The organism is Gordonia caeni, from assembly GCF_039537105.1.
GTDB lineage: Bacteria > Actinomycetota > Actinomycetes > Mycobacteriales > Mycobacteriaceae > Gordonia > Gordonia caeni.
Map to the genome: position 1 here is coordinate 12066 of NZ_BAAAZW010000001.1, position 21789 is coordinate 33854.

16 protein-coding genes and 1 tRNA gene are annotated in these 21789 nt (G+C 69.3%); 3 read left to right on the forward strand and 14 right to left on the reverse strand.

What is annotated here, in order from left to right:
• Nucleotides 1–18: 18 nt before the first annotated feature.
• Nucleotides 19–1017 (forward strand): metallophosphoesterase, encoded by a 999-nt coding sequence (locus ABD732_RS00075; protein ID WP_344779325.1) that lies wholly within the window; start codon nt 19–21, stop codon nt 1015–1017.
• Nucleotides 1018–1360: 343 nt separating this feature from the next.
• On the opposite strand, the gene ABD732_RS00080 is transcribed toward ABD732_RS00075, so the two are convergent.
• The 9 genes from ABD732_RS00080 to ABD732_RS00120 form a co-directional block, all read right to left on the reverse strand.
• A tRNA-Pro gene (locus ABD732_RS00080) sits at nt 1361–1434 on the reverse strand.
• Nucleotides 1435–1525: 91 nt separating this feature from the next.
• Complete coding sequence (locus tag ABD732_RS00085) at nt 1526–2902, reverse strand: DUF2252 domain-containing protein (protein ID WP_344779327.1); 1377 nt, start codon at nt 2900–2902, stop codon at nt 1526–1528.
• Nucleotides 2903–2941: 39 nt separating this feature from the next.
• The gene (locus ABD732_RS00090) at nt 2942–4411 is read right to left on the reverse strand and encodes a hypothetical protein (RefSeq protein WP_344779329.1); all 1470 of its coding nucleotides are present in this window, start codon (nt 4409–4411) and stop codon (nt 2942–2944) included.
• Entirely contained in the window at nt 4395–4865 is a 471-nt protein-coding gene (locus tag ABD732_RS00095; RefSeq protein ID WP_344779331.1) for a hypothetical protein, read from the reverse strand. The genes ABD732_RS00090 and ABD732_RS00095 overlap by 17 nt, the downstream gene beginning before the upstream one ends.
• A gap of 54 nt (nt 4866–4919) precedes the next feature.
• Entirely contained in the window at nt 4920–5351 is a 432-nt protein-coding gene (locus ABD732_RS00100; RefSeq protein ID WP_344779333.1) for an organic hydroperoxide resistance protein, read from the reverse strand.
• A 68-nt stretch (nt 5352–5419) separates the two neighbouring features.
• A complete protein-coding gene (locus tag ABD732_RS00105; RefSeq protein ID WP_344779335.1) occupies nt 5420–6085 on the reverse strand; it encodes a hypothetical protein in 666 nt (221 codons plus the stop codon).
• Nucleotides 6082–7500, reverse strand: a complete 1419-nt coding sequence (locus tag ABD732_RS00110; RefSeq protein ID WP_344779337.1) for a hypothetical protein — start codon at nt 7498–7500, stop codon at nt 6082–6084. Before ABD732_RS00110 ends, ABD732_RS00105 begins: the two co-directional genes overlap by 4 nt.
• A 62-nt stretch (nt 7501–7562) precedes the next feature.
• The gene (locus ABD732_RS00115) at nt 7563–8585 is read right to left on the reverse strand and encodes an aspartate-semialdehyde dehydrogenase (protein ID WP_344779339.1); all 1023 of its coding nucleotides are present in this window, start codon (nt 8583–8585) and stop codon (nt 7563–7565) included.
• A gap of 3 nt (nt 8586–8588) precedes the next feature.
• Nucleotides 8589–9854 (reverse strand): aspartate kinase, encoded by a 1266-nt coding sequence (locus tag ABD732_RS00120; protein ID WP_344779341.1) that lies wholly within the window; start codon nt 9852–9854, stop codon nt 8589–8591.
• A gap of 211 nt (nt 9855–10065) precedes the next feature.
• Between ABD732_RS00120 and ABD732_RS00125 the strand changes: the two genes are divergently transcribed.
• Entirely contained in the window at nt 10066–12609 is a 2544-nt protein-coding gene (locus ABD732_RS00125; protein WP_344779343.1) for a winged helix-turn-helix domain-containing protein, read from the forward strand.
• Here the strand turns inward: ABD732_RS00125 and ABD732_RS00130 are convergent.
• From ABD732_RS00130 to ABD732_RS00150, 5 genes are all read right to left on the reverse strand, one after another.
• Nucleotides 12518–14440, reverse strand: coding sequence for a glycosyltransferase family 2 protein (locus tag ABD732_RS00130; RefSeq protein WP_344779345.1), 1923 nt, complete (start codon nt 14438–14440; stop codon nt 12518–12520). The genes ABD732_RS00125 and ABD732_RS00130 overlap by 92 nt on opposite strands.
• Nucleotides 14437–16320, reverse strand: coding sequence for a hypothetical protein (locus ABD732_RS00135; RefSeq protein ID WP_344779347.1), 1884 nt, complete (start codon nt 16318–16320; stop codon nt 14437–14439). Before ABD732_RS00135 ends, ABD732_RS00130 begins: the two co-directional genes overlap by 4 nt.
• The gene (locus ABD732_RS00140) at nt 16317–17513 is read right to left on the reverse strand and encodes an NAD-dependent epimerase/dehydratase family protein (protein ID WP_344779349.1); all 1197 of its coding nucleotides are present in this window, start codon (nt 17511–17513) and stop codon (nt 16317–16319) included. The genes ABD732_RS00135 and ABD732_RS00140 overlap by 4 nt, the downstream gene beginning before the upstream one ends.
• 21 nt (nt 17514–17534) lie before the next feature.
• A complete protein-coding gene (locus ABD732_RS00145; protein WP_344779351.1) occupies nt 17535–19427 on the reverse strand; it encodes an alkyl/aryl-sulfatase in 1893 nt (630 codons plus the stop codon).
• A 105-nt stretch (nt 19428–19532) separates the two neighbouring features.
• Entirely contained in the window at nt 19533–20507 is a 975-nt protein-coding gene (locus ABD732_RS00150; protein WP_344779353.1) for a TIGR00341 family protein, read from the reverse strand.
• Nucleotides 20508–20612: 105 nt separating this feature from the next.
• On the opposite strand from ABD732_RS00150, the gene ABD732_RS00155 reads away from it, so the two are divergent.
• A complete protein-coding gene (locus ABD732_RS00155; protein WP_344779355.1) occupies nt 20613–21782 on the forward strand; it encodes a hypothetical protein in 1170 nt (389 codons plus the stop codon).
• Nucleotides 21783–21789: the final 7 nt, after the last annotated feature.

Here is a 21789-nt window from a genome sequence, read left to right on the forward strand (position 1 = left end):
ACGCGTATCCTCGGGGCTATGGTTTCCGTCCCCGGTGTGCCGCGCCGTCACCCGTCCGACCTGTTCTCGACCACGACCGCCCGGCTGGCCGCAGGCGCCGCGGGAGCGGCTGCGGCGGGGCTGGTCTACTCGACGGTGATCGAACGGAACGCCTTCGCGCTGCGGCAGGCGATCCTGCCGGTGCTGGAACCGGGGTCGTCGCCGCTGCGGGTGCTGCACCTGAGTGACATCCACATGATGCCGCGCCAGCTCCTGAAGCAGACGTGGATCAGCGAGCTGGACCGGCTGGAGCCGGACCTGGTGGTCAACACCGGCGACAATCTGGCGCATCCGGCGGCGGTGCCGGCGGTGGTGCAGGCGCTGGGCGGCCTGCTGGCGCGTCCGGGCCTGTTCGTCTTCGGCTCCAATGACTACTTCGCTCCCACACCGAAGAACCCCCTCAAGTACTTCCGGAAGGACCACAAGCGCAGCCACGGTCAGCCGCTGCCCTGGCAGGATCTGCGCGCCGCGTTCTCCGAGCGCGGCTGGCTGGACGCCACCCACACCGTCCGCGAACTCGAGGTCGCCGGCGTCCGCGTCGCCGCGGCCGGCGTCGATGACCCGCACATCGGCCGGGACCGCTACGAGACCATCGCCGGGCGGCCGAATCCGCTCGCACAGCTGCGTCTGGGCCTGACCCACTCCCCCGAGCCGCGGGTGCTCGACGACTTCGCCGCCGACGACTACGACCTGGTGCTGGCCGGGCACACCCACGGCGGCCAGCTCTGCCTGCCGGGCTACGGCGCACTGGTGACCAACTGCCACCTGGACCGCTCCCGCGTCAAGGGCGTGTCCCAGTGGGGGTCGACGATGATGTTGCACGTGAGCGCGGGGCTGGGCACCTCGCCGTACGCCCCGGCGCGCTTCTGCTGCCGCCCGGAGGCCACGCTGCTGACCCTGACCGCCACCCGCAGCGGTGGGGACGACGACCAGTTCGTCGACCAGTCCCTGCCGCAGCTCGCCTCCACCCTGAACTGAGGCGCCCCACTCCGCTCTCGACCCGCACTCTCCCCTGAACAGCGGGGGCTGGGTCTAATCGTTGCGGCGTCGCTGAGAGCTGGCCTACAGTGGTGCGCGAAACGGTACCTTTCGGTTCTATTTCATCTTTCATCGGACGCACCCGGGGACTGCGAACCGACATCGGGCCGCGGGCATCCGCAGACCCGAATCGCGGGGTGTGAAGAGGTCCCGGCAGGCTACGGCTCGCCGGGACCTTTTCGCGTCCCGGCTCCGGGAGTCGAGGGGCTGAACCCGGAGACGAGGAAGCCCCCGGCCTGCGTTTCCGCGGACCGGGGGCCTCTACTGCTTCTCAACCAAAGCGTCGGGGTAGCGGGATTCGAACCCACGACCTCTTCGTCCCGAACGAAGCGCGCTACCAAGCTGCGCCATACCCCGTGTTACAACCTCACCGAGATTACCTGATGACCTCATCGGAGATGAAATCCGCTGGTCAACGGCCTATTGTCGCTTCACGACAGCGGGCGTTTCAGGCCTCGAGCGGGACTGCCTCGACGTCACCCGCCGCGATGGCCGCCACCAGCCGGGAGTGATCGGCGGCGTTGATGGCCGAATAGTGCACGGACCAGTCCGCGACGGCCCGATCGAACGACTTGCCGAGCCCGTCAAGACAGCGCGCGATCGGGGCGCGGGCGGAGCCGCGAGCGTGAGCCTGCGCCAGGACGGTGCCGCACAGCTCGCCGTACAGGGTGAGCCGATCCACCGGCATGTCCTCGATCACCACTGATCCCTTCCCGTCGCGCAACTGGCGCACGTAGAAGTCGGAGATGCCCGCCGGATCCTGCGCCGTGCCCCGTTCATCGCTGGTGAAGGTGGGGGTGCTGAGCCAGCCGAGCAGAATGTCGCTGGACGCCTGCATCAGCTGCTGACCGAAGACCACGCGATGCCCCTGGTTCCGGAAGCGCGACGGCGCGGTGTACGGCGCCAGGACCGAGCGGCTCGCCTCCTTCAGCTGCAGGAACAGCGGATCGCCGAGCTCCCGGCCGGCGAACAGCGCGATCCAGCAGCGGGTGCCCACACTGCCCACCCCGACCACCTTCCGGGCCGCCTCGACGAAGGTGTACTGCTCCAGCAGCGCTGCCAGGTGCGCCGGGACGCTCTTGCGGTAGGACTCGAAGAGTCCTTGGAACACCTCGTTCACGTCCTGGGCCGAGAACCCCGGGAAGACCTCCCGGGCGGGGATCAGCAGCGGCGGATCGCTCCGGATGTGCACGCCCGATTCGTCGGTCACGCACAGCTTGGACAGCGCCTGTTCGCTGTTGCGGTGCCGTGACTTCCGCAGCACCTTCGCCATCCGCTCGGTAGCCACGGTGTCGAGCTTGTCGCCGATGTCGCGGAGGACCTCTTCGGAGTCGACGCGGTCGTACCAGCAGCGCAGCGCGCTCTTCCCGTTCGATTCGATGATCGTCTTGCGGTAGGCGCGCGCGGCCCGGCGCGCGGCCCGGTGGGCCTCCTTGTCGGTGCTGCCGTTGCCCTGGGCGGCCACCGTCATGGACGCCGCGAGGCGCTTCACGTCCCACTCGAAGGGACCCGGGTGGGTCTCGTCGAAGTCGTTGAGATCGAAGACCAGGTGCCGTTCCGGGGACAGGAAGAGCCCGAAGTTGCTCAGGTGCGCGTCACCGCAGAGCTGGGTGGTGATGCCGCTGTTCGGCGTGGAGGCCAGGTCGGCGGCCATCACCGCCGCCGCCCCGCGGTAGAAGGTGAAAGGACTCACCGCCATCCGCTCGTGCCGGACCGGGATCAGGTCCCGCAGCCGGGTGGCGTCCTGCTCCTGCAGGAGCGCCACCGGGTCGCCCCGGCCGGTCAGGTTGGGCCATGCTCCGATTTCGTCGGCGGTGATCGTCATGGCGTGCCCCTTCGGTGGGTGCCGGACCCGGCGGCGGGGTCACTGGTAGGAGATGAAGTAGGGAACCGGCCGCACCGCCATGGTCTTGGCCGGGCTGAACGTCGGCTTGTCCTCGGTGTAGAAATTCTTCCAGCCCATCCAGATGTTCGGGGGCAGATCGGTGGTCATCCGGTTCCACGTACCCATCTTGACCGCGGGCACCCCGTGGCCGTCGGCGTGCAGGACCACCGCCAGTTCCGGGTGCGAGGTGTCCAGTTTGCTGCGGTCACCGAGCATATCCGCGTCGAACTGGTGCAGCACGAATGCCTTCTGCGGAAGATTGTTGCGGCGCACCAGATCTGCGAGCCAATCAGCGGTCCGGTTCACCTCGGCGGGGGCCACCGTGCCGATCTGCGTCAGATGCACCTGATGGTCTTTGATCCGCCACTCCGGGTCCAGGGCGAGGCCGACATGCGGCCGCTTCAGGAGCCCCTCGTACATTTTGGCCTGCGTCAGGAAGTCCATCCGGCCGGGCTGCAGATCCAGCGTCACATAGACGCCGGCGTCGGCCGCCGCGTCCACCCACGGCTCGATCACCTTCGGGTCGATGATGTTGGTGTAGGCCCCCTTGTAGCCGGGGTCGGCCGACGCCACCGTCACGATGATCTCGAAGCCGGGGATCACCGGGACCGGAGACAGCGCGTCGTACGGCGCGGCCACCTGGCGGGCACGGGCGATGGTCGCCGGCAGACTCTGCCGGCCCAGCGGGCCCAGCGCCTCCGAGCCGGGCGAGCCATACAGCGCGACGACGCGGCGAGAGGGGAACATCAACTGCCCGCCACCGGGCAGTTGCGGCACCGTCCGCGCCTGCTCGACGCGGTCGGTGAACTGCTCGGTGTCCCCGAACTGCTCGCCGATCGCGAGGATCGGCCGGTCCCCCGACTCGCGCACCGCTTCCACCGACGCGCCCGTGGCCCGCGGATCGGCCACCGGGACCGTCACCACCTCGGCGCCTGCGAGCTCGGCGTCCGCCGCAACTGCGGGGCCACCCGCGATCAGCACCACGGGGCTTCCGGGCGCCGCCACCACCCCGGGACTCAGACCGCCGGCATCGGAGGTCTGCGGCAACCCCAGCCCGGGCACCTGTTCGCCGACGTTCACCAGCGTCTGCACGCCGAGACGATCGAGTTCGGTGGCCACCGCCGGGGCGCGGCCGGGTTCGACGACGTAGACCGGCACCCGGCGGGTGCGGCTGAGTTCCACCGCGCGGCCCAGGTCCTCCGGTGCAGCCGTGGAAGCCACCACCACCGCCGACGAGGACGACGTCAGCAGGGTGCGGGTCACCAGGACCTCGTCGGGGACCCCGGGTTCGGCGACCACTTCGACCGTACGATTCGGCACGCCCCCGGTGGCGGTGCCGCCGGGGCTGACGGCCACCGCCGAGGCGGTGACGAGTGCAGCGATCGCGACCAGCCCGATCAGGGCCAGGCCGAACCGGACGCCGCCGCCCGGTTCAGTCGTCGACGGCATCGGTGTCCGCCGCATACGAATCGGCGAAGGACACCCGAGGTGTGGTCGCCGCAGCGAACACGGCGAGCACCAGGAAGACGATCACCGCGATCCCGAAGAAGAAGGCCAGGATCAGGGAGACGATCCAGAACACGTCGGGTGCGGTGCCGTCGAGACCGTCGAAGACCAGCGCGGCCGCCGCGGCGAGCAGGGCACCGAGCAGTGCCCAAGCGGCGCTGCGCACCCGCGGCCCCACCGCCGAGACGTAGAACAGGCGGCGGTAGAGAACGACCTCGAATTCGTCCACGCACGCCAGGCGGACGGGGTCACCGTCGGCCAGGCCGCGCAGACCGCGTGCCAGTTCCACATCGCGCAGCAGCGCCGCGGACTCGCGCTGCCGGTACTTCACATAGGAGACGGTAGCCAAGGCCGCAGCCAGCAGTCCGAGTCCAGCCAGAATCGCCCAGTTGTTCACAACCGGTCACGCTACCGCGCACCCGCCCGCGGCGGGTGCGCGACCCGCGCAGCGTCAGACGCTGGACGTGACGGTGTGCGCGATGTTTCCGCGGGTGGCCTTGGAGTACGGGCAGAAACCGTGGGCCTGCTCGGCGAGGTCCTGCGCCTGCGCCGCGTCAAGTCCGGGCAGGGTGACGTGGATGTCGGCCACCAGGCCGACGCCGTCGTCGGCGTCGTCCTTGCCGATGCCGACGGTCACCTTCACGTTGGATCCCTCCGGGAGGTCCACCCCGGCATTCTTGGCCATCCGGTGCAGCGCGCCGTTGAAGCAGGCGGCGTAGCCTGCCGAGAAGAGCTCCTCCGGGTTGGAGCCCTCACCGCTGCCACCCATCTCCACCGGCGGGCGCAGGTCCAGGTCGATGCGGCCCGACTCGGACACCACCTCGCCGTCGCGGCCACCGCCGGTCGACGTCGACCACACTCGGTACACGGGATTCACGGTCATCGGATACACCCTTCGGAAGTCGGAGTTCACACGGAAAGCTCGTGCCCTTCCGACGCTACTCCAGCCCGCTAGCTCTCGCGCCACACTCGGGACGGCCTGATGCGCGTGGACGAGGGCAGCCAGCGGCCGACCGCGCCGCGGAAGGTCATCACCACCGACAGCACCAGCGCACCGACCGCCACCCAGGCCAGTACCCGGAACGCCGACGGCACTTCCGGATAGTCGAACAGCAGGTCCGAGACCAGCGGCACGAACAGGACGATGAGGACACTCACCGCTGCGAAGATGCTGCGCAGATTGCGGCTGTGGTGCCGCGCGATGGACACCAGCAGCGGATAGGTGATCGCCATCGCGATCAGCCACCCCACCAGCAGGGTCGGCGGCCAGAAGCTCGCCATCGACGACGCCGAGGCCGTCGCATCGATCGACTGCACCTCGGCCATCTGCGGCTCCAGCCGGTCGGCCAGCCGGTCGATCGACGCGCCCAGGGTCGCGAAGCCGTAGACGATGCACACCAGTGTGGCCGCAGCCGACAGATACCAGGCGTAGACCGCGTCCCGGGTCAGCGCCGCCGGCGGCGGCCCGGGGTCCACCGGACGGCGCGGATAGCGTGCCGTCAGGTCGGCGTCCCGCGAGGTCCGCTCGAGCTCGGCCAGGTCTTCGGCGTCGAGCTCGGCCTGGGTGGGCAGTCGGTCCTCGTCATCGGGATCGCCCCAGGCGCCGGGAAAGGTCATGGCGCGATCTTAAGCATCCTCGTGAACGTGCCCTGCCACAGCGCCCCGTCGGGGGCGATCATGCCGGTCAGTTGCAGCGGCTCGTCCAGCGGCGCGAATCCGACCTCGCGGGTCACCACCCGGCGTCCGGTCCGGAAGTCGGTCGCCACGTAGTTCACCGGTCCCAGCTGCTGCGGACCCGGCCGGTACGGGCCGTAGCCGAGGGCGTGGATCAGCCCGTCCCGGGTCGACAGCCGCGGCAGCGTCGCCATCCGGTCGCGGCTCTCCCACACTCGCGTGCACTTCCCGGGTTCGACGTCGATCCGGGTCATCGCCCCCAGGAACGGCGCCCCGCCCGGCGAGGCCGGCCCGCCGCTCTCGGCCATCGGCGGATATTGGAAGCCGTAGGTGCTGGGGATGACGATGCTGTCGCCCCACACCATCGGCGAGTTCTCCGTCCCCTGATTCGCCGTGGGGAACGCGCGAATCGAGCAGACCGGCGATCCGTCGCCGCTGCGGAAGACGTGCAGCCGCGGTACGCGCGCGTTGTCGACGATGGCGACCCAGTCGCTGCCGCCGGGACCGAAGTACGACGGGGTGGTGCCCGACCCCCAGGTCAGCTGGCCGGGTTTGCGGGCCGGTCCGCGGTCGTAGGCGTTGCGCCACACCGTCTTCGGCACCCCGTCCGAGCCCGCCCACATCTCGTACAGCGCATGCGTGGTCAGCACCGACACCCCACCGGGACGTACCGACAGTCCATTGCCCAGTTCCTCGCCCCGCGGCAGATGCGTGGCGACGACGCGTTTTCCGGTGATGGTCCCGACGATCCCCCGCGTGGTGATCCACCAGATCCGTCCGGTGTGGTCGGGCGCCAGCCCGGTCACGGCGTCGTTCCCGAGCTGCTTGGAGATGTCGATCCGCTCGGACACGTAGAGCTGCCAGCCGGCGGACGTCCGGCGGTGCGCCACCTTCAGAACGGCCCCGCTCCCGTCGGCCACGACCACGCGGTCGCGGTCGTCGAGATACCCGTAGACGCCGCCGAGGAGCCCACCCTTGGCCAGCGGCAGCCGCGCCAGGATGGTCGCGTTCGACTTGTCGAACAGAGTCACCACCGGCGCCGCGAACTGTGGCGGATTGCCCGCCACATAGTTGGTGCACAGCGAGACCGGGTGACCGTCGCGGCCGATGAAGGTGGCGGCGCACGGTCCACCGGACACGGTGGAGGCCGCGAGTTTCGCCGACCGGCCGGGACCGCGGTAACCGGTGCTGTCGGTGGATTCCAAATCGCCGTGCATCAGCGACGTCCACGCCGGCCCCAGGCCGGGCACCCCGCTCGGCTCGGCGGACGCCGAGCCGACCCCGGTGAACAGAAGGGCCGCGGCGGTGGCCACCGTGGTGAGCACCGCCGCGACCCGACGAGAATTCGACTTGAGCATGACGGCAGTTCATCACACCGCCGCCCGATCGGACGAGAGTTCTACTCGACTCCGACCAAAAGTCAGACCAGGAGTTCGGCGATCTGGATGGTGTTCAGGGCCGCACCCTTGCGCAGGTTGTCGCCCGAGACGAACATGGCCAGGCCGCGCCCCTCCGGGGCGCCCTCGTCCTGGCGGATCCGGCCCACCAGCGAGACGTCGCCGCCCGCGGCATCCAGGGGCGTGGGAACGTCCACCACCTTCACCCCGGCGGCGTCGGCCAGGATGGCCCGCGCCTCGTCCGGGGTCACCGACTGGTCGAACTCGGCGTTGATCGACAGCGAGTGCCCGGTGAAGACCGGGACGCGCACGCAGGTGCCGCTGACCAGCAGGTCGGGCAGGTTCAGGATCTTGCGCGACTCGTTGCGCAGCTTCTGGTCCTCGTCGGTCTCGCCGGAACCGTCGTCGACGATGTCCCCGGCCAGTGCGACCACGTTGAAGGCGATCGGCGCCACGTACTTGACCGGTTCACCGAGGTCCACGGCGTCGCCGGAGAACACGAGCTGCTCGGCGCCGTCGATGCCCTTGCGGACCTGGGTGGCCAGTTCTTCGACACCGGCGAGGCCGCTGCCGGAGACCGCCTGGTAGCTGGAGATCACCAGCCGGCGCAGGCCCTTGGCGTCGTGCAGCGCCTTGAGCACCGGCATGGCGGCCATGGTGGTGCAGTTCGGGTTGGCGACGATGCCCTTGGGCGGGTTCTTGGCGAGCTCGCCGTTCACCTCGGCCACCACCAGCGGGACGTCCGGGTCCTTGCGCCAGGCCGACGAATTGTCGATCACCGTGACGCCGGCCTCGGCGAACCGCGGGGCCTGAACCTTCGACATGGTGCCGCCCGCAGAGAACAGGGCGATGTCGAGTCCGCTCGGGTCGGCGGTGGTGGCGTCCTCCACCACGATCTCGCCGTCGCGCCAGGGCAGCTTCTTGCCCGCCGAGCGCGGCGAGGCGAAGAACCGCACCTGATCGGCGGGGAAGTTCCGCTCCTCCAGCAGGGTGCGCATCACGCCGCCCACCTGACCGGTCGCGCCGACCACTCCGATGCTGACCATGACCTATCGCCCCGTTCCGCCGTAGACTACGGCTTCCTCGTCGCCGCCCAGATCGAACGCCTTGTGCAGCGCGCGCACGGCGTCGTCGAGCTCGGATTCCTGACACAGCACCGAGATACGGATCTCCGACGTGGAGATCAGTTCGATGTTGACGCCCGCCTCGGCCAGGGCTTCGCAGAAGGTCGCGGTGACGCCCGGGTGGCTCTTCATGCCGGCACCGACCAGGGAGACCTTGCCGACGTTCTCGTCGAGCACGATCTCGTGGAAGCCGATCTCGTCCTTCAGTGCGCCGAGCTTCTCGATGGCGACCGGGCCGAGTTCCTTCGGCAGGGTGAAGGTGATGTCGGTCTTGCCGGTCTCCACCTCGGAGATGTTCTGCAGGACCATGTCGATGTTGATCTCGGCGTCGGCGACGGCACGGAAGACCTTGCCGGCATAGCCGGGCTTGTCGTCGATACCGAAGATGGTCACCTGGGCTTCGCTGCGGTCGTGCGCCACACCGGTGAGAATCGCTTCTTCCACGGGAATGTCCTCCATCGATCCGGACACCATCGTGCCGGGTTTGGTCGAGTACGACGAGCGCACATGAACGGGAACGTTGTATCGGCGCGCGTACTCCACGCACCGGAGCATCAGGACCTTGGCGCCGCACGCGGCCATCTCGAGCATCTCCTCGAAGGAGACGTTGGCCAGGTGGCGGGCGTCGGGCACGATCCGCGGATCGGCGGTGTAGATGCCGTCGACGTCGGTGTAGATCTCGCAGACGTCGGCGTCCAGTGCGGCGGCGAGGGCCACCGCTGTGGTGTCCGAGCCGCCGCGGCCCAGGGTGGTGACGTCCTTGGTGTCCTGCGCGACGCCCTGGAATCCGGCGACGAGCACGATCTTGCCGTCGTCGAGGGCGCTGCGCACGCGGCCCGGGGTCACATCGATGATCTTGGCCTTGCCGTGACTCGACGTGGTGATGACACCGGCCTGCGACCCGGTGAACGACTGCGCGTCCTCGCCGAGCGTCGAGATCGCCATCGCCACCAGCGCGTTGGAGATGCGCTCACCCGAGGTGAGGAGCATGTCCATCTCCCGGTCCGGCGGATCCGGGTTGACCTGTTCGGCCAGGTCGAGCAGTTCATCGGTCGTATCGCCCATTGCGGACACGACCACGACGACGTCGTTGCCCTGCCTCTTGGTCGCGACGATACGCTCGGCGACGCTGCGGATCCGTGCGGCATCCGACACCGACGAGCCACCGTATTTCTGGACCACCAGTGCCACGTCGGGGGCCTTCCTATACTCCGGTTCGCTATCTACTTACTGCAGATACTGTACCGGCCGGTCGCCGCTGAACCCGAACCAGCGGTCTGTACCTCCGCTCACTCGAAGGCCGGAGACGGGTGGATACGGCCTTCGCGCGATGCGTATTCTGGGGGCTCCTCAGCACGGGACACCGAAGGCCGTAGGAGTCCCCGAATCGGGAAGGGGTGCGATGGACCTGGGTCCGGCGCGCAGCGGAGAAGCCCCCCGCTGGACCAGCGGCCCGGTCGCGCGGAACGTCGTTCTGCGCACGTCGGTCCTCGACCGCCTGGACGCCGCGACCGATCAGCTCGTCTTCCTCGTGTGCGCCCCGGCCGGGTACGGCAAATCGCTGTCCGTGGCCTCGTGGCTGCGTGATCGCCGACTGCGCGCGACCTGGGTCACCGTCCGGCCAGGGACCACGGAAGGCTCCCTGTGGCCGTCGATCCTCGCCGAGATGCTGCGCACCTACCCCGACGAGGAGGCCGAGCTGACCCGCGTCCTGGGGCTGATCGAGCAGGTGCCCGCCGAAGCCCCCGCGACCCTGGCGTCGTGGATCCGCCAGCGGGGCCGCGGAACGCTTCTGGTCCTCGACGACCTGCACGTGGTCACCCGGCCCCAACTGCACGATCAGCTCCTCGAGTTGATCGGCGCCGCGGGCCCCGACCTGCATCTCGTGGCGATCTCCCGGTACGACCCGCCCTGGCCCCTGCACCGGATGCGACTGGACGGGGTGCTCGGCGAACTGCGCATGGACGGGGTGCTCTTCGGAAGCCGCGAGGCCGCCGAACTCTTCGAGTCCCTCGGATTCACTCTGGAGCGCGGCGACGTCGACTCGCTCGTACAGCGCACCGAGGGCTGGGCCGCCGGCCTGCGCCTCGCGGCCCTCGGCATGCGGGAGGCCGCCGATCCCGGCGAGTACGCGCGGGGGCTGTCCGGCCGCAGCGACTACATCGCCGACTACCTGATGAAGGAGGTGTACCAAGGGGCTCCACGGGAATGGCGCGACCTTCTGCGGTGCATCTCCGTGGTTGACGAGGTCTGCCCGGCCCTGGCCTCCGCACTCGGCGGCGGTCCGGACTCCGGTGCGGTGCTCGCGCAGATGGATCAGCTCAACGCCTTCGTCGACGAACTCGGCAAACCCTGCTGGTATCGGCTGCATCCGCTGCTCCTCGAGTTCCTCCGGTCCCGCATCGTCGATGACGAGACCACCCGGAGCCTGCACCGCAAGGCGGCCGAGTGGTACGTGAGTCAGCAGCAGCCGCTGACCGCCCTGACCCACGCGATCGCCGGCGACGATTGGGCCGTCGCGGGCGAGTTGGTGGGCACCCACATCGTGTCGTGGACCGTCCGGCGATCACCGATGCAGTTCCTGGAACTGCTGGAGTCCATTCCGCGGGAGGCGATTCTGACCGACGCCGGACTCGCCGTCGGTGTGGCGGCCGCACGAACCATGGCTGGATATCCGAAGGGCGTGGACGATCTCGTGGGCGTCGCCCGCGAACTGGTGGCCGCGACAGCCGGGGCACACCGGCGCCGCCTCGACTTCGTCCTGGAACTGGTCGACGGCGGATGGCGCCGCTGGACGGGTGATCTGCAGGCGGTCCTCGACGGCTTCGCGCGAATGCCGAAGGATCCGGCCACCCTCTCCGAAGTCGGGATCACCGACTGGGCCTCCATCCGGAACCTGTTGATCAGCAACCAGGGGTCGTGCGAGCTCTGGCTCGGCGACTACGACGGAGCGCGCCGGAATCTGACCGAGGCCGCGGCCGACGACCTGGGCCGGCGCGTGGTGCTGCCGATCCTCAACGCGCAAGCCCACCTCGCCCTCCTCCACTGGGCCGCCGGCGACCTCACGGCCGCCGAGGCGGTCGCGGAGGAGGCGGCCACTCGATTCGGCAGCGCCGGACTCGCTCACGCGGCGCAGGCCGCCGGGGCGTACCTCGCACTGGCCGGTGTGGCCTTCGACCGGGATCTGACCGGGGAGGCCTCGAAGTGGCTGGACCTGGCGAAGGCGGCGACCGGCGAGCCGCACATGGCATTCGCGGTCACCGTCCTCCGCACGCGACTTCAGCGAGCACAGGGCCACGTCGCCGACTCTCGGGCCTCACTCGAAGAAGCGCTCGCCACCGCCCGCCTAGCCCCGGCTTCGTCGACGCGGATCGCCGCGTCGATCAACTACTTCTCCGAGCTCGACTCGAACTCTCGTCACCCCGGCGGTCCACCCGCCACGCGGCAGCAGGCACTGGAACAGATCCCGTACTCACCGGGAGGCTCGCGGCGCGACCGCGTGCACGTTCGCCTCCACGAGGCACTCGACGAGGACCTTCCACACGATCAGCGCCTGGACGCACTCGCCGCGGCACTGGAACTCGCCGCCGCAGAGAGCCTGCGGCGCCCGTTCCTCGATCACGGCCCCGCAATGCAGCGACTGCTCGCCGAACGAGTCGAGACGGGCATCGCCCGGCCCGAGTTCGCCCTGGACCTGCTGGCGCGAATGGCGAAGACCGGGGGACGCAGGGCCGACCCGGAGCACGGCTTCTTCGTTCCACTCAGCGAGCGGGAGACCAACGTCCTGCAGTACCTGATCGGTTCGATGACCACCGCGGAGATCGCCACCGCGCTCTACGTGTCGGTGAACACCGTCAAGACCCATCAGCGGTCGATCTATCAGAAGCTCGGTGCCACCGGACGGCGCGAAGCCGTCTCCCGAGCACGTCAACTCGGGTTGCTCTGACCGCGGGCCGCCAGCGCTGCGGAACCCGCGGCCGCATGGGCGGATAGATCAGGGTGAGAGCAGCCGCCAGCGTGAAGTAGCTACGGAGCACCCGGAAGGCGATGTACATGGGGATGTACTTCACCGACGACGACCGCCACATCGCACACACGATGATCGTGAGGATCATCGACATCCCCAACAGTGTCGCGACGATCGGCTGCCAGCGCATCCCCGGGAAGGTGGCGCCGAAGATCATCGTCGCGATCACGGTGAAGATCAGCAGTGGCGCGAGCATCGCCCGGCGGGCAGCGTTGACCAGATTGAACGGCAGCACGAAGGTGCCCGCCATCGTCCGGAAGTCGAACAGCATTCGCCGATTGCGTCCGGCGAGGTGATAGATGCTGCGGAACCATCGGGTGCGTTGCTCGCGCAGATGCGCGAAGCTCGCAGGCGTCTCGCTGTAGTAGACGGCGCGCGGGTCGGCGACGCTGCGGTAGCCCGCGGCCGTCAGGCGCATGCAGATGTCGGTGTCCTCGCCGTTCATTCCCGTGACCATGCCGCCGACGGCTCTCACCTGGTCACGCCGGTAGATCGCGAACATGCCGGGTATGCCCATCACCCCGTCGTAGCCGTCCAGCGAGACTTGATAGAACCCGTGGCGCATGTACACCTCGATCAGCCGGCACTTGTCGATCCACGTCCGTTCCTCCATCGGCATCGGGATTCCGCCCACGCAGCCGACGTCGGGCTCGGCGAAATGCCGCATCGCGTGCCGCAGGCAATCGTCGCCGATCACGGTGTCGGCGTCGATCCGGACGACGAAGTCTTCGGCGATGTGCTCTATCCCCAGGTTCAGGGCGATCGCCTTGCCCGGCGTCGGACAATCGAGGACCCGGCCGGTGATGTGCGTGCAGTCGGCGATCGCCGACTCCGCGGCCTCCCGGGTGCCGTCGGTGGAGGCGTTGTCGACCACATAGACGTGAATGCGCCCGGCATAGCTGAGGGCGGCCGTGTCGACGGCGGCCACTGTCGCGGCGATGCTGTGCGCCTCGTTGTGCGCGGGTACGAGCACTCCGATCGGCGGAGCGAACTCCAGTTTCCGGGATCGGCGCAGCGCGCCGGCCCCGATGACGGCGGTGCTGGCCGCCAGCAACTGCTGCATCAGAAACACTCCGGCGCCGATGCCGCCGAGGATCGCCCAGTCCTTCAACCGGTCGACCGCCTCGCCGAACACGTGCAGGGCGATGACGGCGCCCAGCGCGGAGAACAGCAGACAGCCGGCGAGCACCGCGAACGAGCGCGCCGCGATCCGCGATCCGGCCGGTGGCGTGATCGTCTCCGGAAGTTGCGCCTGCCGGAGAATCGTGTGCGGGAAGATCGCCAGCGCCGCGAGGCCGGAGAGCATCTGCGCCCCGAACACGGAGATCGTGACGATGCCCGACTCGTGCAGAACCCACGACACGATGTCGACGGCGAGGCAGAAGACGAGGAACTTGCCGAGGAGCGAGACGGCGAGAAAGGCCCGGCGCCAGGCGTTCGAGTAGGCATAGAGCGCGTAGGTGAGGAAGAAGGCGGCCAGGAAGATTCGGAGCGGGAACACCACGCCGCCGCGGCCGCCCGCCAGGATCACCAGATCCGTGGACGAGTGGATCACCTGCGTGTAGACCAGCACCGTCCGCGTGCACATGGCGAGCACCGCGATGCCGATGAAGGTGACCAGGAAGCCGTTGACGCCGCCGGGCGGGCGATCGACCGCATAGTCTTTCGGGGCACTGTCGACCGACCGGAAGAAGTCGGCCACCGGCGCGGGGCCGGCGGTCGCTGCACCGGTGCGGCCCGCCCGGGTCACGGCGGGCTCTGCCGTATCGGTGGTTCGGTGACGACCGCACCGCCGGGCTCCACGACGAAGCCGCCCTGCGCGGTGACCACCTGAGCGTCCGCCCGCCCGAAGTCGGGCAGCGCCGTCGGGGCGACCTGCCCCCGCCCCATCAGCGACAGTCCGGCGCCGCCGCGATCACCGGCCGCGGTCTGGACCAGCAGTCCGTCGGTGAAGGCCGGGACGTTCAGCACCGACCCGGTCGGGACGTCGACCAACCGTCCGTCCCGGAGCGTGAGCGCGGTGTCCACCCCGTCCGAGTCGCCCACGACGATGAACGGGGCCCGGCCGTCGGGTGCGGTGTCCCACTGGAAGTCCGGGTACTCCTGCGCGGAGACGAAGTCGGCGATCACCGGCACGGCGCGATTCAGCAGGACGACGGGGTCGTCGTCGTTCGAGCCCGGCAGGTAGACCGCGGCACCGGAGTTCAGTTGCCGGGGCAATGCCGTGAAACCGGCGCCCGGGGCAGAGCCGAGCCGTAGCGCCGACGTCTCGTTCAGCTGGATCGGGTACGGCGATACGCGCACATCACAGCCGCCGAGATCGCGGTCTCGGGAGACGGTCAGGGTCAGCGAATTGTCGAGCAGCATCGCCGATTCCGGCAGCGGCACCTCGACGTCGCCCCGCGTCGGATTCAGCGGGACGCTCCCCACCAGCCGGCCGTTCAGTTCTGCCGTCAGGATCCAGGTGATGTCGTCGGGCGAGGCGGGGAGCGTCATCGACACTGCCGCCGCCGACGGGAGCCTCCCACCCGGGAGGTCGGCCAGGGCGAACGACGTGCCCCACCGGCGGGTCTCGGTGATCTGTCCGGGGGCCGTGTCCGCGCCGAGGGCCTCGAGCGGCACCTCGTTCGCGGACCCGACAGGCGCGGGGGTCACGGTGCCCGGCGCACTGCCCGGGGAGTCGGCGACGGCCACGGTCGGCGCCTCGAGGAACCGCGCCACCGCGTCGGCCTGCACCGTGGTGACCCCCACGACCGCGGCGTCGCCCACTCGTCCCACGGCGACGGCGTCCTGGCGATCCTCACTGCTCCACCCGTATCTGTCCGCGAGCACCTCGGCGGGGCCGACGAGGATCGAGTCCCGGGACGCGGAATCCGGCGGTTCACGGGTGAACTCGACGTCGTAGCCGTTGCGGATCAGCGCCAGTCCCACCTGGGCGGCCGCGGTGAGCCATTGCGGGTCGTCGTCGGCGACGACCACCGCCGTATTCCGGCTCCACGAAGCGACGGCGTCTCGCACGGTCCGGACCGGTTCGGCGAGTGCCGCCTCGATGAGGCTGCCGGAGTCCAGATGAATCAGCATGCCCGCCGAATGGTCGGCCGTGCACCGTTCCTCGTGCCGCTCCCCGTCGGTGTAGATCCGGATCCGGACCTCGCCGTCTTCGACGGCCTGCTCCGGGATGTCCACGTACCGGTCGATCGTGTTCGACCCGTGTGGCACCGCCTGGCGATCGACCAGTTGCCCGTCCACCGCGACACTGAGGAAGGCCGTGCTGGTGTCCGGCACGGTGCTCGTGCCGACCAGGTGAAGCCGCGTCTGGTCGGCGGCCGAATCCACCGGCAGCCTGACCTCGAAGGTGCGCGACGACGTCTCGTCGGACAGCCAGATGCCGTCCGGGTCGCCCGCCATGACCAGCGACCTGCTGAAATGGCGGTCCGCCGGAACCTGGAGAGTCTGGTCGTCGACGTCGTGGGTGAGCCAGGCCGGCCGGCTGATCAGCAGGATGAGCAGTGCCGCCAGGGCGACGGCGAGGACCGCCCAGGCCGCTTTCGGCACGGTGCGGCGACGCTCGCCCGGAAAATACTCGGGCGCATCGTCGTCACCCTCCGGTGGCGTCTGCTCGTCGGTCATGACGACCGTCCGCCGGCCGCGGACCGCCGTTCCCGATTCCAGTACGAGCGGCACGGGATCCGGTCCCGATCCACGCGGTCGGCGTACCGGGCGGCCAGTGCGAACTCATCGGCCAGCAGCGCCGAGTTCAGTCCGATCGGGTCCAGCCCCAGACCGCGCAGGAGATCGTTGCGTGCCGCGAGATCGTTGGCGTCCGCCTCCTGGCGCGGGTTGACCACGGTGTCGATGCGCGCGCCGAGTTGATCGGCGACCAGTCGAGCCAGGTCGCCGATCCGGTGGGTCTCGGTCAGCTGATTCATCACCCGGACCCCGCCGGTCACCTGATCACCGGATTCCACCGCCAGTCGGATGCAGCGCACCGAGTCACGGATGTTGATGAACGCCCGTGTCTGCCCGCCGCTGCCGTGCACGGTCAGCGGGTGACCGACCGCGGCCTCCACCAGGAACCGGTTGAGCACCGTTCCGTAGTCGCCGTCGTAGTCGAACCGGTTGATCAGGCGCGCATCGCCGTCGGTCTCATCGGTCTGCGTTCCCCAGACGATGCCCTGGTGCAGGTCGGTGATCCGGATGCCGTCGTTCTGGGCGTAGAACGCGAATACCAGCTGATCGAGCGACTTGGACAGGTGGTAGACGCTTCCCGGCCTCGTCGGGTACAGGATGTCCCGCTCCACCGGGTCGCCGTTGCGATCGGGATAGGTGATGTGCAGGTATCCCTCGGGGAGGTCGACCGGTACGGTCTCGTAGCCGTAGACGCCCATCGTCCCGAGATGCACCACGTGGACGTCGAGCCCGGTCTGCGCGATCGCGGTCAGCAGATTGTGCGTCGTATTGAGATTGTTGTTCAGGGTCGCCCGCCGGTGCGCGGGCGACTTCATCGAATACGGCGCGGACCGCTGTTCCGCGAAGTGGACGACCGCATCCGGCCGCGCCGATTCCAGCAGGCGGACGAGGGCGTCGTAATCGGCGGCGAGATCGAAGACCGCGCTGCCGATACATCGCCCCGACGATTCCTTCCAGGCGGCCAGGCGCTCGTCGAGGGAACGGATCGGCGTCAGCGACTGCACGCCCAGTTCCTCGTCCGCGCGGCGGCGGACGAAGTTGTCGACGATGGTGACGTCGTGCCCCGCGGCCGACAGGTGCAGGGCGCTCGGCCAGCCGCAGAAGCCGTCGCCGCCGAAAATGATCACTCTCATGGCAGAACCGCGACCGACATTCTAGGGGGTCACGATCGCGAAGTCGCTGTCGCCGGGGTCGAGAACAGCGGCCAACCGAGCGAGCACTCCCGTGTCGCCCTCCGCGTCGATCCCCGCCGCCGCCAGCTGCCCGGCGTCCGACAGACCTCCCGCCAGCGCCGGCAGTGCCGCCTTGGTGGTGGTCAGCACGAGGTCGGCGGATCCGCGTTGCGCAGCACTCGAGTAGGTGAGCACACCGTGCTTCAGGTACAGGCGGTAGCGCTCGTCGAGGTCGGTGAGCACCACGTCGATCGAGAGGTCCTCGTCCCAGGCCGCGGGCCCGTTGATCTGGACGGCGATGGCGTCGAACAGCATGGTCGGCGTCAACTGCGCGACGACGTCCGGAGCGGCGGTCTGCGTCGGCGTGCCGAACTGCCCGGCCCGCAGTTCGGTGGCACCGGACAGATAGAAGTTGCGCCACGTTCCGTTCTCCGCGCCGTAGCCGAGCTGCTCGTAGGCGTCGGCCAGGAGCTCGCGCGCCGCGGCGTTGTCCGGGTCGGCGAACACCACGTGGTTGACCACCTGCGCCACCCAGCGGTAATCACCGTCGTCGAACGAGTCCTTCGCCTTGTCCAGGACGGCCTGCGCACCGCCCATGAACTCGACGTAACGCTTGGACTGCTCCACCGGCGTGTGCTCCCACAGCGACGCCGGATTGCCGTCGAACCAGCCGAGATAACGCTGGTAGATCGCCTTCACGTTGTGGCTGACCGAGCCGTAGTAGCCGCGGGTGCTCCAGTTCTGCTCCAGCACCGGCGGCAGTTCGATCTGCTCGGCGATCTCCGGACCGGTGTACCCCTTGTTCAGCAGGCGCAGGGTCTGATCGTGCACGTAGGCGTACAGATCGCGCTGGGCGCGCAGGAACTCGACGACGCGCTCGTTGTCCCAGGTGGGCCAGTGGTGGGAGGCGAAGACCACCTCCACCTCGCCGCCGAACAGATCGATGGTCTCGGTGAGGTACTTGGCCCAGCTGTGGGGGTCCCGCACCACCGCACCGCGCAGGGTCAGCACGTTGTGGAAGTTGTGGGTGGCATCCTCGGCCGCGCACAGGGCTTTGAACTGCGGAAGATAGATGAGCATCTCCGACGGCGCCTCGGTGTCCGGGGCCATCTGGAAGACCATGCGGACACCGTCGACGTCCGCCGTCTGGCCGGTGGTGGTGATGATGTCGGTGGGCGGCAGCAGGGTCACGGTGCCGGTGGACACCGTCTGCCCGAGGCCCGCGCCGACCTGGCCCTGCGGGCCGCGTGCCAGGGCCGCGCCGTACATGTATGCCGCGCGCCGGCTCATCGCGGTGCCGGCGTACACGTTCTCGGCGACCGAGTGCTCCAGGAATCCTTCGGGTGCGAAGATCTTCACCTTGCCGGAGGTCACGTCCTCCTCGGAGACGAAGCCGCGCACACCACCGAAATGGTCGGCGTGCGAGTGGGTGTACACGATCGCTTTGACCGGCCGGTCGCCGCGGTGGGCCCGATACAGCTCCAGTGCCGCGCGGCCCGTCTCCTCGGAGAGGAGTGTGTCGATGACGATGACGCCCTCGTCACCTTCCACGAACGACGTGTTCGACAGGTCCATGCCGCGCACCTGGTAGATCCCCGGGACCACCTCGAAGAGCCCTTCCACCGCCGCCAGCTGCGACTGGCGCCACAGGCTCGGGTTCACCGAGTCGGGGGCCTCCGAGTCGAGGAAGGCGTATGTGTCGTTGTCCCAGACCACGGTCCCGTCGGCGTCGCGCACGGCGTTGGGATCCCGGCGCCCGATCAGACCCCGCGTGGCATCGGCGAAATCCTGCCGGTCGGCGAACGGCAACCGGGCCAGCATTTCCTGATTCTGCGCGATGATCTGCGCACTCACCGGCTTGGGCGTGTTCGGCATGGGTCGTCATTCCTTCCGTTCGGCGGCACGGATCGGACTCGATTCCGTCTGTATCTCGACGCTACGAGCCCGGCGCCGGGAGGGATCACCCGCGAAGGGTGATTCTCAGCGGTGCCCCTCTTCCCGGCCGCCGAGCGTGTACTCCACGACCACTCTGGGCGCCCACGGAACGATGTCGTCGACGGTCCGCTGCAACTCGTCGACCGGCGGCAGCGCCTGCGCCCCGCGCACCTGCACCGTCGCTGTTTCGCCGTTCACCGAGACGTCCGTGACCTGGGCCGGAGTGCCGTGGTCGTGCAGCCAGGCCGTCGTCGCATCGGCGATCTGCCTGCTCCACAAGGTGTTCAGCGAGTTCACGACCATCGGGATCGCGATCGCCACCAGCGCTGCGGCCAGGACCAGCCGGATCCGCCGCCAATGACGCGTCCCGGGCACCGCCGCCGGGCGATAGCCGGCCACCGAGAACACGGCCACCCCGGTGACCACCATCGCGATCACATTCGAGAGGAAGAGGACCAGTGCTCCGGCCGCCAGCGAGTATGCCTGCGAGCCCAGGCACACGCCGACCACACCGAGCGGCGGTACCAGGGAGATGGCGATCGCCACCCCGGGCAGGACGTCGGCCACGTCCCGGCGGGCGATCGCGATCGCCCCGACCAGCCCGGTCGCGAGCGCCGCGAGGAGATCGGCCACCGCCGGAGAGGTCCGGCCGACCACCTGCGAGTTGTCGAGCACTCCGGACGGATTGGGCAGGATCTGGGCGACTACGGCACCCAGAGCGATGACGATCAGGACGCCCAGCACCACGGTGACCGCACTGTTGCGCACCAGCCGCGGGCGCCCGACGACGATGCCGAATCCGAGGCCGAGGATCGGGGTGGACAGCGGCGCGACGATCATGGCACCGATCACCGTCGCGGTGCTGTCGGTGGCGACGCCGCACACCGCGATCACGCCCGACAGACTCAGCATGATCCAGAAGGCCGATTGCTTCGCCGCTCGATCGCCCGCCGTGAGATCGAGCTGGTCGGCGATCTCGACCGCCGTGCGCCGCTGTGCATCGGGGATCACGTTGAGCACTGGTTACACCTCCCGGCACAGTGGGTCCGACCCGAGGATGCCGTGCCGGCATCGTCGGCGTATCACCCGCTGAGGATAATCTGCGCCTGCGTATGATCGGCCGCAATGACCACCCTCGGAACCAGTCGTGCGGGTCGAACCGATCCGCGACTCGCCTCGGCGGCCGTCGCCGTCCCGGCGTACCTGGTGGTCCGCGGAATCGGTGTCGCGGTCCTCGCCGTCTTCGGTGCGGTCCACGGCCGCCCGATCGGCTCCCTGCTGAGCAAGTGGGACGGCGAGTGGATGCTCGCCATCGCCGAGTACGGCTACCGGGGCGTGCCCGAGACCCTCACCGATGCGCAGGGCATCCACAGCGACGTGACCGCCTATGCCTTCTTCCCGGGTTTCCCGGGGATCGTGCGAGCGGTGTCGGCGCTCCCGGGGATCAGCACGTTCGGCGCCGCGGTCGCCGTGAACGTCGTCGCCGGCATGATCGCCGCCGCGGGGATCGCGCGGCTCGGCATGCTGGCCGTGCAGCGGATGCCCGGCGCCTACGATCCGCAGCGCGCCGGGCTGATTCTGGTGATCTTGTTCGCCGCCGGCCCCATGTCGGTGGTGCTGAACATGACCTACACCGAAGCTCTGTTCTGCGCACTCGCCGCCTGGGCGCTGGTCGGAGTGCTGGAGCACCGCTGGCTGCTGGCCGGGAGCGCCGCCCTGCTGATCGGATTGGTGCGGCCCACCGGCATCGCGGTGATCGCGGTGGTCATGGTGACTGCTGCGCTGGCGCACCGGGACGGCCCCCGCGCCTGGGCCGCCGTCGTTCTGGCTCCCCTGGGTTACCTCGGCTATCTCTGGTACGTGGCCGCCCAGACCGGATCGGTCACCGGGTGGTTCACCGTCCAGTCGCAGGGCTGGGACACCCAGCTGGACTACGGCGCGGCCGCCTGGCGATTCGTCACCGACTCCCTGACGTCGGCGCAGGATTTCGCCTCGATCGCGACCACGCTGGTGATCCTGGCGACCCTCGGATTGCTCGTCTGGTCCCTGGCCGCGCGGGTGCCCTGGCCGGTGCTCACCTACGGCGCCCTGGTGACGGCGTCGATCCTGTTGTCCAGCGGCCTGATGATGAGCCGGGCCCGCCTGCTGTTGCCGGCGTTCGTGCTGCTGATTCCGGTGGCGGCGCTCCTGTCCCGGCAGCGGACCGCGGTGGCGGCTTCGGTGCTGGTGCCCGTCGTGCCGGTCAGCGCCTGGTTCGGCGCGTACATGCTCACCGTCTTCCAATTCGCGATCTGACCGTCCC

Bases quoted from the DNA above. Each gene is read 5' to 3' on its own strand.
- ABD732_RS00075 (WP_344779325.1), top strand. From the start codon at position 19: ATGGTTTCCGTCCCCGGTGTGCCGCGCCGTCACCCGTCCGACCTGTTC.
- ABD732_RS00085 (WP_344779327.1), bottom strand. From the start codon at position 2,902: ATGACGATCACCGCCGACGAAATCGGAGCATGGCCCAACCTGACCGGC.
- ABD732_RS00090 (WP_344779329.1), bottom strand. From the start codon at position 4,411: ATGCCGTCGACGACTGAACCGGGCGGCGGCGTCCGGTTCGGCCTGGCC.
- ABD732_RS00100 (WP_344779333.1), bottom strand. From the start codon at position 5,351: ATGACCGTGAATCCCGTGTACCGAGTGTGGTCGACGTCGACCGGCGGT.
- ABD732_RS00105 (WP_344779335.1), bottom strand. From the start codon at position 6,085: ATGACCTTTCCCGGCGCCTGGGGCGATCCCGATGACGAGGACCGACTG.
- ABD732_RS00110 (WP_344779337.1), bottom strand. From the start codon at position 7,500: ATGCTCAAGTCGAATTCTCGTCGGGTCGCGGCGGTGCTCACCACGGTG.
- ABD732_RS00115 (WP_344779339.1), bottom strand. From the start codon at position 8,585: ATGGTCAGCATCGGAGTGGTCGGCGCGACCGGTCAGGTGGGCGGCGTG.
- ABD732_RS00125 (WP_344779343.1), top strand. From the start codon at position 10,066: ATGGACCTGGGTCCGGCGCGCAGCGGAGAAGCCCCCCGCTGGACCAGC.
- ABD732_RS00135 (WP_344779347.1), bottom strand. From the start codon at position 16,320: ATGACCGACGAGCAGACGCCACCGGAGGGTGACGACGATGCGCCCGAG.
- ABD732_RS00140 (WP_344779349.1), bottom strand. From the start codon at position 17,513: ATGAGAGTGATCATTTTCGGCGGCGACGGCTTCTGCGGCTGGCCGAGC.
- ABD732_RS00145 (WP_344779351.1), bottom strand. From the start codon at position 19,427: ATGCCGAACACGCCCAAGCCGGTGAGTGCGCAGATCATCGCGCAGAAT.
- ABD732_RS00155 (WP_344779355.1), top strand. From the start codon at position 20,613: ATGACCACCCTCGGAACCAGTCGTGCGGGTCGAACCGATCCGCGACTC.